The following is a 15,972-nucleotide window of genomic DNA, read 5'->3' as shown; positions in this document are numbered from 1 at the left end:
AAACACACACATTATGAATACCAACATGGAAATCAAAGCACGCGATCTCATCGCCGCCGGCTGGCACGAGGGCAAACGCCTCGGCCCCGCGCTCCGCCGCGCCCGCGAACTCGAGGCGTCCGGACTCCCGCGCGCGCACATGCTCGCGCAACTCGAGGCCGAGTTTCCGAAACAGCTCATCGTCGCGCTTCCGCGCCACGAGCCCGCGCCGCTTGCCGAGGCAATCGAGGCGGAGACGCCGGAGGAAATCGCCAACGTCGAACTCGCCCGCCAGCGCATGCGCGAATTGCTCACCATGCCCGTCGTGCAGCGCGGCGTCATCATGCCCGACGCGTGCCCGTCCGGCCCGCAACGCGCGTGCATTCCCGTCGGCGGCGCAATCGCCGTCGAAAACGCGATCATTCCCGGCGCGCACTCGTCCGACATTTGCTGCTCCATGTTCGCCACGTTTTTCCCGGCGAACCATCCGACGCAGGAAATCATGGACCACCTTTTCAAGCTCACGCATTTCGGCGCGGGCGGACGCCGCCGCGGCGAGCAATGGACCTCGCCCGTGCTCGACGAGCCGGTCTGGGAAAACCGCTTCCTGAAAAACCTCCGCTCGCGCGCGCAGGATTTCATGGGCACGCAGGGCGACGGCAACCACTTCGCCTATGTCGGGCGTATCCAGTTTTCCGATACACAGCGCGCCGCGCTCGAATCCGCGGGATACACCGAGCTGGCCGGGTGGATCGCGCGCCGCGACGGCGAGTTCAACGTCCTCGTCACGCATCACGGCTCGCGCGGCCTCGGCGCCGACCTCTTCAAGCGCGGCCATGTCGCCGCGCGCAAGTGGTGCGATGAAAACGCGAAGGACGTGCCCGACTCCGCCGCGTGGCTCGCCGCCGACTCGCCCGAGGGCCGCGACTACTGGGACGCGTTGCAATACATCGCCCGCTGGACGCGCGAGAACCACGCGCAAATCCACGCCGCGCTCCTGCGCCGCCTCGGCCAGCGCGCGCTCGCGCAGATCGGCAACGAGCACAACTTCGTCTGGAAGCGCGGTGACATTTTCATGCACGGCAAGGGAGCGACGCCCGCCTGGCGCGACGCGCAAGGCCGTCCGCTCCTCGGTTTGATTCCGCTCAACATGGCGCGCGAAATCCTCCTCGTGCTCGGCGCGGACAACGACGACTACCTCTCGTTCTGTCCGCACGGCGCGGGCCGCAACCTCTCGCGCTCCGCCATGCTCCGCGGCTACCGCGACGCCGACGGCGAACTCGATCCCGCGCGCGTGCAACAAACGCTCGCCGAGACGACCGCGGGCCTCGACATCCGCTGGCACAACGGCGCGCCCGACCTCTCCGAGTCCCCGCTCGGCTACAAGGACGCGACAAAAGTGAAGGCGCAAATCGAGCGCTTCGGCCTCGCGACCGTCGTCGGCGAAATCCAGCCCCGCGGCTGCATCATGGCCGGCGAAGCGCCCGAGCCGCACTGGATGCGCGCCCGCCGAGAAAAACGCGAGGCCCACAAAGCCCAGCGCCGCGAGGGCGACGCGGAGGCTGTTAATGAAGCTGGTTAAAATATATCGCGGACTTCCGCGTGCGCCGCGCGTTGATGTGGAAGTCCGCTTTCTATTTGCATCGCACCCACAAAAATATTCATTCCCTTTTGCCCCGACACCATAAGTGCGGAAATCACCAAATGACCCATTATCAAATCCAGACTTTATGGGACTGATCTGTGACCGATTTCTACGCACACATGGATGGTGTTACGGGGCTCCAATTTAAAACCAAATCAAACACTGAAAAATTATGAAAAACGAAATTATAATAAAAGACACGCACCGCGGCCTCCGCTATGAAGATGGTGTGATGAAGGAAATCCTTGGTCCCGGGCGTTATGAGTTGCCGGGAACGCCGTTGTTTTCGTTTATGCGAAAATCGAAGGTTGAAATTGTTCTTGTCGATATGCGTGAGCGCGATCTGACAATCAAAGGGCAGGAAATTCTCACCGCCGATAAGGTAGCCATTCGCGTGAGCATCATTGTGCAGTTCAAAGTTACCGATCCAGTGGCGGCGTTGCACCACGTGAGCAATCATGATGAGCGTTTGTATAGTGATGTGCAACTTGCCGCGCGTCGCTCGTTGGCCTCGATGACGCTTGAGGAAATTCTTACTAATCGCACGCGTCTTAGCGAAGACATCTTGCGCGATGTAAAAGGTGCCGCGGCGGGTTACGGTGTTGGGATTTTGCGCGCAGATGTGAAAGACCTCGTGTTTCCAGGCAACCTTCAGGAAATCATGAACAAAGTTTTGGCGGCGGAACGCTTGAGCCAGGCGCAGTTGATTGAAACCCGCACGAAGGCCGAGCAGCAAAAAATCGAGGCTGAGGCGAAGGCAAAAATCAAAGTCATCGAAGCAGGCACTGCTGCGGAAACCGATGTAAAAGCTGCCGAGTCGCATGCTGCCGCCCGCTTGAAAGAAGCGCAGGCCGAAGCCGAGGCATTGCGCATTCGCAACGAAGCCGAGATTCGCGCTCTTCGCGAGCAAGCGCAGGCGGCCGAAGCCTACGCGCGTCATCCGGCGCTCTTGCGTTTGCGCGAGTTGGAGGCGCTCGCAGCGTTATCGAAGAACGCAAACGCGCGTATCGTAATTGGTTTCGACAAATATGCGGAACTCTCCAGCGATATGAAGCGCGAGACTCACGGCGCGTAATTCGACAGGCGCAACATGCAACAATAATCATAATGCTTAACCAATCGCGACGCGGAGGCGGTTGAGTAAGGGGCGCGGCTCCACAGAGCCGTTTAGTAAAAGCGACGGGAAACGTTATGGAATGCGGCGATTTATCGCCGCCTTGGGCAGCGGGATTCATCCCGCTGCCTTTTTCTTCACCGAACGGGAGATTGAACGCGTGGCGGAGCGATGAATCGCCCTGATCAAAGCGGCACTGAAGTGCCGCACTCCAAAAGAACTTATTCACACCAGAGAATATAATCTCGCACGGTGCGCGGCGGGTGCAATCAATCGATGCGCAACCAAGCCGCCTTTCATCATCACGCCATGCGATTTTTCACGCGAAAACAAGAAGCCGACGCACCGACGCCTTTTCATCGTCGCATCCGCTGGCTGCGCGTGGCCGGCGCGCTGGCGGCCGCAAGCGTATTGTTTGTCGCGTTTGCGAATTATTATATAATCACGGCAAACCGGGATTATATATACGATGATATTGCGGTCGTTCCGGCGCGCGATGTCGGGCTCGTGCTGGGAGCGAGCTCGCATCTGGCCGACGGTCGCGAAAATATGCACTTTGTTTCGCGCATGGACGCGGCGGCGGCGCTGTATCATGCGGGCAAGGTGAGGCATTTGCTTGTGAGCGGGGACAATCACAGCACCGATTACGACGAGCCGACGGCGATGAAAAACGCGCTTGTCGCGCGCGGTGTGCCGGCGGGGGCGATTACGTGTGATTTCGCGGGATTTCGCACTTATGATTCGGTCGTTCGCGCGAAGGAAATTTTTGGCCTGTCGGATCGCGTGGTGATTGTCACGCAGCGTTATCACAACACGCGCGCCGTGACGCTGGCGCGCGCGAACGGAATCGGCGCAATCGGGTTTTGCGCACGCGACGTGGTTTTCCGCCATTCGGTCCGCACGGAAATCCGCGAGATTGTTTCGCGCACATTCGCGATGCTGGAAATTTATATATTTCCGCACAAGCCGCGCCATCTCGGGCCTCGCGAGCCGATTGTTTTGTCCAGAGTTCCGGCAGGAGCACCGCAACTTGGGATGCAGTGATAGATTGAGCTTTTCGATGTGAACTATCGCGGGGAGATGCTTTTTGGTAGGGCGAACCCTCCGGGTGAGGCGGGAATGTTTCGGCTCACCCGGAGGGTTCGCCCTACCAAAAGATGCGAACGAGCAAATCGAACATGCTCGCGACTATATTTCGTCCGGGTTTTTTTCGGGTGTTGTGTTCACCTCGCGTTGCGACCTTCAATCCGGTCACCCGAAATGAATCGCAATGATGTTGGCGGGAGTCCCGGTTACGGGGCGGGCGGCGTGCTTGTTGTCACGTTGATGAGGGGCGGCGTGACGAGGAGTTGTGAGTTGAGGCCGGGGAGCCGTTCGGAGAATTCGTCGTCGGGGGTCGCCTGGCGAAGGGTGCGCTGAACCATGCCCATTTTGGCGTCGAGGTTGTCGACCATTGAAACGAAGACGGCCTCGGGCGTGGCGGCGTAGATGGCCGCGCCCCATTCGGGTTCGCCTTGGTGCGAGAGGATGATGTGTTCAAGGCGCTCGAGGAGGTCGGTGTTGAGGCGGGCCTTGAGTCCGTGCTTGCGGGCGATCTGGTAGCCGAGGACGACGTGGCCCTGAAGGATGCCCTTGCGCGAGCGGCGCGTGGCGAACGCGCCTTCATATTCGATGGTCTTGCCGGTGTCGTGAAGGAGGATGCCGGCCATGGCGAGGTCGGGATTGATTTCGGGATAGACGGGGAAAAGCGCCTTGGCGGCGCGCGCCATGTGCGTGGTGTGCTCGAGCAGGCCGTGGCGGTAGGCGTGGTGCATGGCGACTGCGGCGGCGGAGGCGCGAAAGGCGTCGCCGATTTCCTCGAAGACGCCGCGCACGGTCATGCGGAGTTCGTCGTGCGCGATGGAATCGATGTAGGCTTGGAATTCGGCCCAGAGCGCGTCGGCGTTTTCGGGCGGGGTTTCGACAAGATTTTCGAGCAGGTTGGGATTTTGGACGAGTTCCTCCTCGGTCAGCGGGGTGAGCTTGAGGATTCTGGGCGAGAGGCGTCCGTTGAAGTGATCGACGCGGCCCTCGATGCAAACGGGCGAACCCTCGGCGAGCGATCGGGTGGTGTCGAACTGCGGATGATCGGCGAAGAGGTTGGCGTTGAACGAACCGGTGCGATCTCCGACTTCGATTGAGAGAAACGGATTGCCGTTCGACGCGGTCTTGGCCGTGCAGCGCTTGAGAATGTAGGTGCCGGTGAAAGGCGCGCCTGAAGGCGTGTCTTGAGCGCGAAGGTCGCGGACGGTGAGGTGGGGGGAGTCGGGCATGGTGGAAAAATTAAGATAATAAACTTTGCACAGAAGGAAACGTCGGGAGCCGTAGGTTTTTGTGGGGCAAGCGAGTGTTTATGGAGTGATTATGTGTTCTGCCGTTTCGAAAATAGTGCTAATTTTTGCAGAAAATCGACCGTCGGATGCTGTGAGAATATGCCGATTCTATGCGGAGGAATAAATCTAATATTCGTTCCGAATGGAGTGCTTTTGTTTAGTGTAATAGTGATCATTTCCGGGCTAAGGCGGTGATTTTTCACGGAAACTATGTCACAGATATCGACGACAATTTCTTTGGTCAGACCCTTGATGTGGAGGGCATTGGTTTCGGAATTATAAAATACATCTTTTAAGGGAAAAAGCGCAAATGCGAATAATGCCATGAGAATTATAATAAGGAAAATGGATGCAGTATAACTCTCATTGAATCCAAGCCATCCAAGCACCATGCATAATAGGGGAAAGATGACCTTCCAGAAAAATGTAGCACGTGATGAAAGGCGAAGCATGGGGCATGCAGTTTTGGGTCGATTGATCTTATGTCGAATACTTCTTCACCAACTTCGTGTAATCTTTGAATGCCGGGTGCTCGGTGGTGCCCACCACGCTGTAGAAGATGGTTTCCGAGGGGAGGGCGTAGACTCCGAGGCGGATGAGGGCGTTTAGTGCGTCGCGGGAATCGTCGGGGCGGCGGGCACCGAGGCAGTCGGTGAGGAGCGTGACTTGCAGGTCGCTGTTGATGGCGTCGAGCGCGGTTTGATAGACGCAGATCGGGGTCTCTATGCCGCAGAGGATGAGGTGCTCGACTTTGTGTTTTTCGAGGAGGGTTTCGCGGATGCCGTCGTCAGCCAGCGCGGAGAAGGTGTTTTTGGCGAGTTGCATCGGCTTGCGGCGCGTGCCTCCGGCGGCGGCTTTTAGGAACTGCGGCGCGGTGGGGCCGAGTTTTTGCGGGACTTGCTCGGTGAAGGCAACGGGGATGCCGAGCAGGCGCGCGGCTTCGATGGCGAATTCGCAGCGCGAGGAAAGTCGCCCGGCGTCGGGCATGGCTTTCAGGAAGATATCTTGCAGGTCGATGCAGAGCAGGAGGGCGCCGGGGATGGGGGAAGACATGGAGGAGAGGATGGAGGAGGCGGGAGGAATCAGAATTGATTAACCACGGAGGACACGGATGAGCACGGAGAGGAGGAAAGGCAGAGTTCTTTTTTCTATTCGGGACTCTGTGTCTCTCCGTGCTCTCTGTGGTTAATTTTTTGCTATCAGAGCCGATACTTGGATTTGAAGGGGTTTATGTTGGCCTTCTTTTTGACGGCTTTGTTGGCGGTGAGGTGCTCAAGGATTTTGAAGGCGAGCTCGGGGTCGCCGCCGACTTGCGCGGCGAGTTGCTCGGCGGTGGCGGGCTTGGCGTCGGGCGCCTGGAGCGCGGTCATGAGTTTTTGCTTGAGGGCGATCACGGCGGTGGCGGCTTTTTTGCCCGCCTCGACGCCGGGTTGGTGATAGGCGTTGATATTGACCAGGCTCGCGTAGAGGCCGACGGCGCGCTCGTAGAGGGCGATCATCATGCCGAGGGTGCGCGGGGAGATGTCGGCGACGGTGATCGTGATCGAGTGGCGGTCTTTTTCGGTGAGCGCGGCGCGGGTGCCGAGGTAGAAGCCTTGCAGGTAGTCGCCGGTGGTGACGCCGGGCTCGACCTCGATGGCGGTCTTGGCGGGGCGGTCCTTGAGGACTTCGATGAAGGTGATGAAGAAGTTGTTCACGCCCTCGCGGAGTTGCTGCACGTAGGCGTGCTGGTCGGTGGAGCCTTTGTTGCCGTAAACGGCGATGCCTTGGTTGACAACGGCGCCGGCGAGGTCGAGTTCCTTGCCGAGCGACTCCATGACGAGTTGCTGGAGGTAGCGCGAGAAGAGGAGCAGGCGGTCCTTGTAGGGGAGGATGACCATGTCCTTCGCGCCGCGTCCGTCGGTCGCGTGGTGCCACATGAGGGCGAGGAGGGCGGCGGGGTTGCGCGCGGTGTCGGCGCGGCGGGTGACTTCGTCCATGGCGGCTGCGCCGGCGAGCATGGCGTCGATGTCGATGCCTTGGAGGGCGGCGGGGAGAAGGCCGACGGCGGAGAGTTCGGAGGTGCGGCCGCCGACCCAGTCCCACATGGGGAAGCGGGCGAGCCAGGCCTCGGCGGTGGCGGTTTGGTCGAGTTTGCTGCCGGCGCCGGTGATGGCGATGAAGTGCTTGGCGTAGTCGAGCTTGGCGGCGCGGAAGGCGGCGGCGGCCTCGAGCTGGCCGTTGCGGGTTTCGACGGTGCCGCCGGATTTGGAGATGACAATGACGAGGGTGCGGTCGAGGCGGCGGCGGAGCGTGTCGAGCACGTAGTCGATGCCGTCGGGGTCGGTGTTGTCGAAGAAGTGGATGTCCATTTTGTCGCGGCGGGGCTGGCCGAGGGCGTGCTGGACGAGTTGCGGTCCGAGCGCGGAGCCGCCGATGCCGACGACGAGCAGGTCGGTGAACTTCTTGCCGGTGGAGCCCTTGATTTCGCCGGAGTGGATTTTGGCGGCGAAGTCCTTAATGGAGGCGAGGGTGCCGGTGATGGCGTCGCGGAGCTCGGCGGTGGGGGCGAGGGCGGCGTTGCGGAGCCAGTAGTGGCCGACCATGCGGTTTTCGTCGGGATTGGCGATGGCGCCGCGCTCGAGCTCGGCCATGGCGGCGAAGGCGCGCTGCGCGGCGGGTTCCATGTTCGCGAAGAAATCGTCCGGGAACGGGATGCGACTGATGTCGAGCGAGAGGCCGAGCGAGGCGTTGTTGTAGTAGTATTTTTGGAAGCGTTGCCAGGTCATGATGAGTGTGGTCTACGAGTTTGCGAGTGGTTTGACATGCGGAATGAACCGCGGAATTGAAAGTTTGAGAGTTTGGATGGTGAAAATACAGGAGAAAAGCCGTTTGTTTTTCGGGGCGATACAAGCCGGATTTCAGACCTTGCTGAACGCCGGCGCGCTTGATGCGCATTCCGCGTGAACTAGGCGTTTTTGCCGAGGCAGCGGAGGGTCATTTCCCGCAGGACCTGCTCCTGTTCGCTGGAGCGGCGGATGATTTCCTCGAAGGCGGCCAGGAACTCCTGCTGGTTGTCGATGAGGTCCTTCATAGATGGAAGCCGCGAGGCGAGGCGGCCGAGATACCAGGTGTTTTGGCTGAACAGGTTAAAATTGGTTTTCTCGGTGACGCCGGCGAAGTGGCGTCCGTAGGAATCGGGCGAGGCGAGTTTTTCGAAGGAGGATTTGTCGATGCCGTAATTGCCCATGCGCAGGTCGCCGGCATGGACGAGGGCGCGGATTTGAAGCAGCAGGCGGTTGCGGCCTTGAAGCGAACTGATGAGCGGGCGGGCGTCGCCGCCGTTGAAGAAGTGGCGGTGAATGGCGTCGAGTGTGCGCTGGAGGTTTCCGCTGAAAAATGCCTCGGTGGCCTCAAAGAAATCGCCCTCGGCGATATTGGGCGTGAGTTCGGCGACGTGGGCTTCCTCGATCACGGTTTCGCCGTCGTTGAGGTAGTTGGCGAGTTTGTGGACTTCCTCGATGAGGAGGCGCGTGTTGAGGCCGATCTTGGCAAGGAGGAGCGGGAGGGCGTTGGCGCCGAAAGTGACGCCGAGGGTTTGCGCTTCCGCAGTGACAATGGGGGCGAATGCCTCGGGCTTGTTCTTGTCGGATGAGTCCCCGCCGCAAAGGGTGAAGTCCGCGTTTTTCTCGCACCATTTGTAGAAGCTGCGGCGCTTGTCGATGGGCGCGGCGGTGATGAGGATGGCGACTTGCCCGGGGTTGTTGGCGGCGAGGATTTCCCGAAGGTTATCGACTTGGGCGAGCGTTGACTCGGCGCGCCCGGTCTGGTTGTCGGCGAGGAAGGTGACGTCCTTGAGCCAGACGAGGCGGCGGTCGCCGAACATGGAGATGGTCTGCACACTGTCGCGGAAGCGGTTCACGGCGGCCTCGACCTCGGCGACGTTGTTGGCGGTGCCGTTGATGATTTCGCGTGAAAACTCGTCGGTGATGGTCGCGGCGATTTCATCGTAGCGCGCCTTGCCTTCGCGGCTGACGAGAAAATCGTCGGCGCCGCAGATGAAGATAAAGGGTTTGGCGGAAGCTGGCATGTCGTCCCCAAGATGCGAACGGCGGCGCGGGGTAACAAGAAAGAATCAAGTTTTCGGGCGATTTAATCGCGGGAGGGCGGGGCGCGCCGCGACCGGTCAGCCTTTTTTCTTTTTCTTGATTTTGGGTTTGGGCGGCACGCGGTTGATCTTCACGTCGACGGCCTCGAAGCCGTCCACATGCTCAAGAATGTTGTCCCGCTGCACTCCATTGAAAACGCTGTCGCGCACGGTGATGTTGCTGATGGGCGATTTCGCAAAACCGCGGAGGTAGAAGGCATACGAGCTGGACTGGCTTGTCATGTTTTCGATCACGACATTGCGGAGGACGGGCGTGTGCGCGCCTTTCGCGCCTTCCTCGTAATTAAAATCGACGTGCACGACGGCGTCGGCGACCTGGCCGACCTGGATGTTGCGGAAGTAGATGTTTTCGATCACACCGCCGCGCACGGCGTTTGTTTTGAATCGGAGCGCGCGGTCGAGGTGCGGGCTGTCCATCCGGCAGTTTTCAACAAAGACGTTGCGGCAGCCGCCGGAGATTTCGCTGCCGATGGTGACGCCGCCGTGGCCGTCTTTCATCACGCAGTTGCGGATGATGATGTTTTCGGAGGGGACGTTGACGCGGCGTCCGTCGTTGTTGCGTCCGGACTTGATCGCGATGCAGTCGTCGCCGGTGTCGAAATACACGTCCTCGATGAGCACATCGGCGCACGATTCGGGGTTGCAGCCGTCGTTGTTGTGACCGTGGGAGATGATTTTCAGGCCGCGCACGGTCACGTTTTGGCAGAGCACGGGGTTGATTTCCCAGAAGGGCGAGCGGAGGATCGTCACGCCTTCGATGAGGATGTTTTTGCAGTTGTAAGGCTGGATGAAGGGCGGGCGGAGGTTTTCGCCCTTGCCGTAGATGCGTTTGCGCGGGTCCATTGTTTCGATGGGCTCGTCGGCCTGGCGCATGAGGGTGTTGCGGCTGTCGGAGCCGGGCGGCTGGCCGGGCACGCGGTTTTTGGAGAGGTCGTGCATGGCCCACCAAGTGTCGTCGGTGGCCTGTCCGTCGAGCGTGCCCTTGCCGGTGATGGCGATGTTTTCCTGTCCGTGGGCGTAGATGAGCGGCGAGAAGTTCATGAGCTCGACGCCTTCCCAGCGCGTGAAAATATTCGGCATGTAGCGGTCGGGGTCGTTGTAAAATAGGAGCGTGGCACCCTCGGCGAGATGGAGGTTGATGTTGCTTTTGAGGTGAATCGGTCCGGTGAGAAACGTGCCCGCGGGGACAAGCACCGTGCCTCCGCCGGCGGCGGCGCAGGCGTCGATTGCCTTGCGGATGGCCTCGCTCGAGTCGCCCTTTCCATTGGCCGTCGCCCCGTATTTGGTTATTGGATACACGCGGTCGGGAAACGAGGGCGCCTTGATGCGCGCGAGAATCTTGGGAACCTCGGCCCAAGGGTCGGGCGCGCCGCCGGCGGAAACAAAATCGGGCGCGCAGGCCGCGATGAACGCGGCGGCGGCGAGGATGCGTGTGAGGATGTGTTTCATGGGTGGTTTTGTTTTTTTGCGAACGGAAAGTCAGTCCAGGTTTTTGGGGCCGAAGGCGCGCGGCAGCAAGATGTCGAGCGTTGTGTCGAGGAGGTCGTCGCTGTCGCAAATGGAGATAACGCGGGCTTGCGGGCCGAATTCGTTGATCACTTGGCGGCACGCCCCGCAGGGCGAGGCGGCGGTTTTTGTGGGCGTGTAAACGACGACGCAGCGCACCTCGCGCTCGCCTCCCGCGACCGCGGTGAAGATGGCGGTGCGCTCGGCGCAGTTGCACAGGCCGTAGGATGCGTTTTCGACATTGGCGCCGGTGTAGGTTTTGCCGGAGCCGGCGAGGATTGCCGCCCCGACGGGAAACCCGCTGTATGGGGAGTGGGATTTTTTCGCCGCGGCGCGCGCGAGTTTTTTCAAACGCTGCACGGTTGCGGAGGGAATCTTTTTCATGGGACGAAAAGTGTGAGGTTTGGGAGATGAAAAAACTAAATTAGGACACGTGGCAATTGTTTCCGTATCGCCCTCAAAAGTCTTGCGCTTTTTTTCCGTCAAGACGTGCTCAATGCAACTCCCATGAACTGGCTTTTCGAACAGTCCACCATTGATGACATCAAACGTGTTTCGTTGCATATCGTCGGACACCTGCCCAAGGCGCTCGTTTACATAGTATTCATCACGGTATTGTATTTCATCGCCAAGCGGCTGCTGCTCTTTTTGTCGATGCGCACCAGCGCCACGTTTGCCGAGCCCATGCGGCGCGCGACCAAGTATTTTTTTGTTTTTGTCGGTGTGATCGCCGTGTTCGGCGCGTTCGAGGCCGACCTCGGCAGCCTTTGGGCGATGATCGGCACGGTGGCCGCGCTGATCGCCGTCGGGTTTGTCGCCATGTGGAGCGTGCTCAGCAATCTTTCGTGCACCGTGCTGATTTTGTTTTTCCGGCCGTTCGAGGTTGGCGACGATATTGAGTTCACCGATCCCGCCGGATTGCGCGGCAAGGTCATCAACCTTAATTTTGCCTACACGACATTGCAGGACGACGAGGGCCGCCTGATCCAGATTCCAAACAACCTCTTCTTTCAACGCATTGTAAAACGCCGCCCCGGGGGCAAGGTTGTCGAGACCACGCTGGCCGAGCAACTCTACAAGGACGAGCACCACAAGGAGGTCTGAGGGCGCGAATTCATTTTCGGCGCATGTTTCCGGCCGGCGCTTTCCCGGTTGCCTGGGCGCGGTGTTCATCAATCGAGGACGCCAGTGTTTTGAGAACCGCGAGACCGTCCGCCTCCGCAACAGTCGCATCACCGCGGCGGGCACGTCGAAAGAAAGCGCGCGCGGCCGCGTTTTTTTGCGACGTGCCCGGAACCAAAACGCATCCCGCGTCGCCCTGGCGCATGCGCGCCGCTCCTACTTCAAAAAACCGCGCACGAGGGCGTAGAGTTCCTCGGATTCGAGCAGGAAGGAGTCGTGGCCGAGGTCGGTCGTGATTTCGGCATAGCTGGCGCGCTTGCCTTCGCGGAGCAGGGCGAGGACAATTTCGCGGTTTTGATCCGGGGGAAACAGCCAGTCGCTCGTGAAGCCGACGACGAGTGTTTCGGCCTCGATTTTCTCGAAGGCTTTTTCAAGCGAACCGTGGGCCTCGGCGAGGTCGAAGTGGTCGATGGCGCGCGTGATGTAGAGATAGGAGTTCGCGTCGAAACGATTGATGAAAGCCTCGCCCTGGTAGCGCAGGTAGCTTTCGACTTCAAATTGCGCGTCGAATGTGTAGGCGGCGGTGGAGCTTTCGGCGGCGGTGCGCTTGCGTCCAAACTTGCGGTCCATGCTCGCGTCGGAGACGTAGGTGATGTGCGCCATCATGCGCGCGATGGCGAGGCCGACGCGCGGGCCTCCATTTTTGGGATAATCGCCGTGGTTCCAGTCGCGGTCCTGCATGATGGCCTGGCGTCCGACTTCGTTGAAACCGATGCCCTGCGCGCTTTCGCGGGCGGTGGTGGCCATGGGGAGGAGTTTGCGGACGAAACCGGGATACTCGATGCCCCATTGGAGGACTTGCATGCCGCCCATCGAGCCGCCGATCACGGCGTAGAGCGAGCCGATGCCGAGGGAGTCGACCAGGCGTTTTTGCGCGCGCACCATGTCGCGGATGGTGACAAAGGGAAACGTCATGCCGAACACGCGGCCCGTTTGCGGGTTGATCGTGGAGGGGCCGGTCGAGCCCTGGCAGCCGCCGAGGCAGTTGGAGCAGATGACAAACCAGTGGTTGGTGTCGACCGCCTTGCCGGGGCCGATGAGGTTGTTCCACCAGCCGGGCTTGCGGTCGGCGAGGGTGTGGATGCCGGCGCTGTGGTGATCGCCGCTGAGCGCGTGGCAGACGAGGATTGCGTTGTCGCGCGCGGGGTTGAGGCGTCCGTAGGTCTCGTAGCGAAGCGTGAAGCCGGGGAGTTTCTGGCCGCTTTCAAAAACAAACTCGCCGGTCGAAACAAAATCGCGCGGTTGCACGATCCCGACTTCCCCGGGTTCGGCGCGTTCGATTGTGTTTTTGCCAGCGGCGTCGTTCATGTTGTGCGTGCGGGTTTTTCGGGAGCCGAAAAACGGGCGCTCGGTTTATGCCATCCATTCAAACGAAAATAGCAAGTGCGCGAGTCGCATCAGGCCGTAGCCGATCAGTCCCGTCACCGGTATGGTGAGCACCCAGGCCCAGACGATGCGCCCGACGATGCCCCACTTGACCGCGCTGAAACGTTTCACCGAGCCCACGCCCATGATCGAGGTCGAGATGACGTGCGTGGTCGAGAGCGGCACGCCGAAATGCGTGGCGGTTTCGATGACCATGGCGGCGGTTGTCTCGGCGGCGAAGCCGTTTATGGGCTGAAGTTTTACCATCTTGTGGCCCATGGTTTTGATGATGCGCCAGCCGCCCGCGGCGGTGCCGGCGGCCATGGTGAGCGCGCAGGCGATGATGACCCAAGTGTGCACCTCCATCGTCTCGACGCGCAGGAACGAGAGCCATTCGGGCAGGTCCTTGAACGCGCCTGTTTGCGTGCCGGTGAGGAGCGCGAGGGTGACGATGCCCATGGTTTTTTGCGCGTCGTTGGAGCCATGGCTAAAACCCATCCACGCGGCGCTCATCACCTGGAGCTTTCCGAAAATCATGTTGATGAAGCGCGGGCGCACGCGGCTCAACGCCTTGTAAAGCGTGAACATGACGATTGCAGCCACCACAAACCCGACGCACGGCGCGATCAACATGGGGCCGACGACCTTGGGCCAAAGACCGGTGGCCCAGTGGAGCACGCTCCAGTCGCCGTGCGTGGAGGCGAGCGCCGCGCCACAGAGCCCGCCGATGAGCGCGTGGCTGGAGCTCGACGGCAGGCCGAGCCACCAGGTGAAGACGTTCCAAAAAATCGCGCCGAGCAGCGCGCAGAGCACCGTGGGCATCGCGATCACGCTGGTGTCCACGATTCCCGCGCCGATTGTCTTCGCCACGCTGGTGCCCATAATGAGCGCGCCGGCGAGGTTCATGACGGTGGCCAGCAGGATTGCCTGGCGGGGCGTGAGCACCTTGGTGGAGACGACTGTGGCGATGGAGTTGGCGGTGTCGTGGAAGCCGTTGATATATTCAAAGGCGAGCGCAGTCAGCAGGACGATCAGGAAAAGAGTCATGTGGGATCGTGGCGAGTGTGATGGTGCGGAAAAAATGCGATAAAGGAATGAATTGAATTCGAATCGCTGGAGAATTTCACGCAGATTCGCGGGTAAGAGAAAAAAATCAGGAGGCGACTTTTTGAACGCGGCCTTTGAATATGGCATGGCGGAATGGCTCCGGGTTAAGGGCGTTTGTCGTCTGAAGGGCGGCGCGGATATTTTTTCTGTGCAGTTTTAACGCATTGGGACGCGACGAATTATGCCGCGTCGGGGTTTTGCCCCAAGCGACAGTCCGCCATGGCTGCGCCGCCTTGGCTTGGCGCCATTTCGTCCTGACTCCTTCAAAATTTCTCCTCCTTACCATCCCGTGTCATTTCAATTTTTTCGCCCGGCGTCCGGGAATAAAATCGTTGACTGTCTCGAATAATCTGATGAATGAGGCGCCTTTTTTTTAATTAACGCTCATTAAGCAAGTCATGCACGCAAAGAGAATGACAACACAGGACAAAATTAGGCGGGCGGCCTTAAAACGATTCGCCTCTCAAGGGTTCGATGGCACGGCCATGTCCGAAATCGCAAAGGATGTCGGGATCAAAACCCCCGGCCTCTACGCTCACTTTGCGGGCAAGACCGAGCTTTTCCTCGATCTTGTGAGTCTCGTAATTGAGCAGGAACTTTCCTACACACAGCAATTCCTCAACGAACCCGGAACCCCCGAAAAACGTCTCTCCGCGTTCCTTCGCGAAACTGGCCGGCGCTTCGAGTCCAGCCCGCAGCTGCGCTTCATCCTCAACGCCGCCTACGTTCCCCCGCGGTCAATCGAAAAAAAGATCGCGAAGTCCATGCAGGGTTATTTCGACGGGATTGAGCAGATTGTGCAGAACGTCTTCAAGAACCTGCCGCCATCACGAATGACCTCCCGGCAGCTTGCCGCGGCCTACATCGGGATCATCGACAGCCTCCAGGCGGAGCTGCTCTACGGGGGACATGAGAAATTCCAAAAACGCCTTGATGCGATGTGGGCGCTTTTTTGCCTCGCAATCAAATAGTGGGCGCGTCGCGCGCCGTCGCATTCAACAAGATTCCGGATACCGGAGAGGAAACTATTATGAAGAATCAACACGTCATCAGTGGAAAAAAGGAAGCCACGCTGGGCCTGCTCGTCCTGCTGGGCGCCTTTACCGCATTCGATTCCATAGCGATCGACATATACCTGCCCGCCTTCAACGTCATCGAGTCCGACCTTAATCTTCGCGCCGGATTGATGCCGGTGTCGCTTTCCGTGTTCCTCATCGGACTCGCGCTCGGGCAGGCGATCAGCGGACCGATTGCGGACGGTCTTGGGCGGCGCATACCGTTGCTCGCCGGCGTTGTCCTATTTGGCGCGGCTTCCTGCCTGGTGGCTGTTTCCACGAACGCCACCATGCTCATGACCGGCAGGCTTCTTCAGGGAATCGGCGGGGCAACCGGCCTTGTTATTCCGCGCGCCATTGTCAGCGACCTGTATGAGGCGAACCAGGCGACAAGGATATACACCTTGAGGTTACCCCTGATTTGTGGACAGGAGGTGCAGACATAACCACAAAAGAAAAACAAACATGCCAAAAACAAAACCAGCCTACACGCCGGAATT

At 59.8% G+C, this 15,972-nt stretch carries 15 protein-coding genes; 6 read left to right on the top strand and 9 right to left on the bottom strand.

The features are described 5' to 3' along the window. The first annotated feature begins 13 nt into the window (after window positions 1–13). The 3 genes from M2103_RS04925 (at window position 14) to M2103_RS04915 (ending at window position 3,782) form a co-directional block, all read left to right on the top strand. The gene (locus M2103_RS04925) at window positions 14–1,561 is read left to right on the top strand and encodes an RtcB family protein (RefSeq protein ID WP_277509123.1); all 1,548 of its coding nucleotides are present in this window, start codon (window positions 14–16) and stop codon (window positions 1,559–1,561) included. 235 nt (window positions 1,562–1,796) lie between these two features. Beyond that, on the top strand, window positions 1,797–2,699 hold the full coding sequence (locus M2103_RS04920) for an SPFH domain-containing protein (protein ID WP_277509122.1): 903 nt from the start codon (window positions 1,797–1,799) through the stop codon (window positions 2,697–2,699). A gap of 348 nt (window positions 2,700–3,047) precedes the next feature. Continuing rightward, on the top strand, window positions 3,048–3,782 hold the full coding sequence (locus tag M2103_RS04915) for an ElyC/SanA/YdcF family protein (RefSeq protein WP_277509121.1): 735 nt from the start codon (window positions 3,048–3,050) through the stop codon (window positions 3,780–3,782). Window positions 3,783–4,030: 248 nt separating this feature from the next. On the opposite strand, the gene M2103_RS04910 is transcribed toward M2103_RS04915, so the two are convergent. The 7 genes from M2103_RS04910 to M2103_RS04880 form a co-directional block, all read right to left on the bottom strand. After that, window positions 4,031–5,050, bottom strand: a complete 1,020-nt coding sequence (locus tag M2103_RS04910; RefSeq protein ID WP_277509120.1) for an HD domain-containing protein — start codon at window positions 5,048–5,050, stop codon at window positions 4,031–4,033. A gap of 89 nt (window positions 5,051–5,139) precedes the next feature. After that, a complete protein-coding gene (locus M2103_RS04905; protein ID WP_277509119.1) occupies window positions 5,140–5,436 on the bottom strand; it encodes a hypothetical protein in 297 nt (98 codons plus the stop codon). Between the two features lie 154 nt (window positions 5,437–5,590). Next, entirely contained in the window at window positions 5,591–6,163 is a 573-nt protein-coding gene (locus tag M2103_RS04900; RefSeq protein WP_277509118.1) for an isochorismatase family protein, read from the bottom strand. Window positions 6,164–6,309: 146 nt separating this feature from the next. Beyond that, on the bottom strand, window positions 6,310–7,878 hold the full coding sequence (locus M2103_RS04895; protein ID WP_277509116.1) for a glucose-6-phosphate isomerase: 1,569 nt from the start codon (window positions 7,876–7,878) through the stop codon (window positions 6,310–6,312). Between the two features lie 179 nt (window positions 7,879–8,057). Next, window positions 8,058–9,179, bottom strand: a complete 1,122-nt coding sequence (gene holA, locus M2103_RS04890) for a DNA polymerase III subunit delta (RefSeq protein ID WP_277509115.1) — start codon at window positions 9,177–9,179, stop codon at window positions 8,058–8,060. Between the two features lie 96 nt (window positions 9,180–9,275). Continuing rightward, window positions 9,276–10,706, bottom strand: coding sequence for a glycoside hydrolase family 28 protein (locus M2103_RS04885; RefSeq protein WP_277509114.1), 1,431 nt, complete (start codon window positions 10,704–10,706; stop codon window positions 9,276–9,278). 30 nt (window positions 10,707–10,736) lie between these two features. Next, window positions 10,737–11,147 carry a cytidine deaminase gene (locus M2103_RS04880; RefSeq protein ID WP_277509113.1) on the bottom strand — a complete coding sequence of 137 codons (411 nt, stop codon included), beginning with the start codon at window positions 11,145–11,147 and terminating at the stop codon, window positions 10,737–10,739. A 123-nt stretch (window positions 11,148–11,270) separates the two neighbouring features. Here M2103_RS04880 and M2103_RS04875 point away from each other — a divergent pair, with 123 nt between their 5' ends. Further along, window positions 11,271–11,867: a mechanosensitive ion channel domain-containing protein gene (locus M2103_RS04875; RefSeq protein ID WP_277509112.1), complete on the top strand. Its 597-nt coding sequence runs from the start codon at window positions 11,271–11,273 to the stop codon at window positions 11,865–11,867. A gap of 234 nt (window positions 11,868–12,101) precedes the next feature. Here M2103_RS04875 and M2103_RS04870 read toward each other — a convergent pair whose 3' ends face one another. Both M2103_RS04870 and M2103_RS04865 read right to left on the bottom strand, forming a co-directional pair. Beyond that, complete coding sequence (locus tag M2103_RS04870; protein WP_277509111.1) at window positions 12,102–13,253, bottom strand: homoserine O-acetyltransferase; 1,152 nt, start codon at window positions 13,251–13,253, stop codon at window positions 12,102–12,104. A 45-nt stretch (window positions 13,254–13,298) separates the two neighbouring features. Next, window positions 13,299–14,357 (bottom strand): inorganic phosphate transporter, encoded by a 1,059-nt coding sequence (locus tag M2103_RS04865; RefSeq protein ID WP_108824755.1) that lies wholly within the window; start codon window positions 14,355–14,357, stop codon window positions 13,299–13,301. Between the two features lie 458 nt (window positions 14,358–14,815). Here M2103_RS04865 and M2103_RS04860 point away from each other — a divergent pair, with 458 nt between their 5' ends. Together M2103_RS04860 and M2103_RS04855 are read left to right on the top strand one after the other, a co-directional pair. Beyond that, window positions 14,816–15,388, top strand: a complete 573-nt coding sequence (locus M2103_RS04860) for a TetR/AcrR family transcriptional regulator (protein ID WP_108824756.1) — start codon at window positions 14,816–14,818, stop codon at window positions 15,386–15,388. A 59-nt stretch (window positions 15,389–15,447) separates the two neighbouring features. Continuing rightward, window positions 15,448–15,918 (top strand): MFS transporter, encoded by a 471-nt coding sequence (locus tag M2103_RS04855; protein ID WP_277509109.1) that lies wholly within the window; start codon window positions 15,448–15,450, stop codon window positions 15,916–15,918. Window positions 15,919–15,972 lie beyond the last annotated feature (54 nt).

The organism is Ereboglobus sp. PH5-5 (genome assembly GCF_029504805.1).
GTDB lineage: Bacteria > Verrucomicrobiota > Verrucomicrobiia > Opitutales > Opitutaceae > Ereboglobus.
Note: the sequence above shows the minus strand (reverse complement) of the source record. Positions and strands in the feature narration are given on the sequence as shown.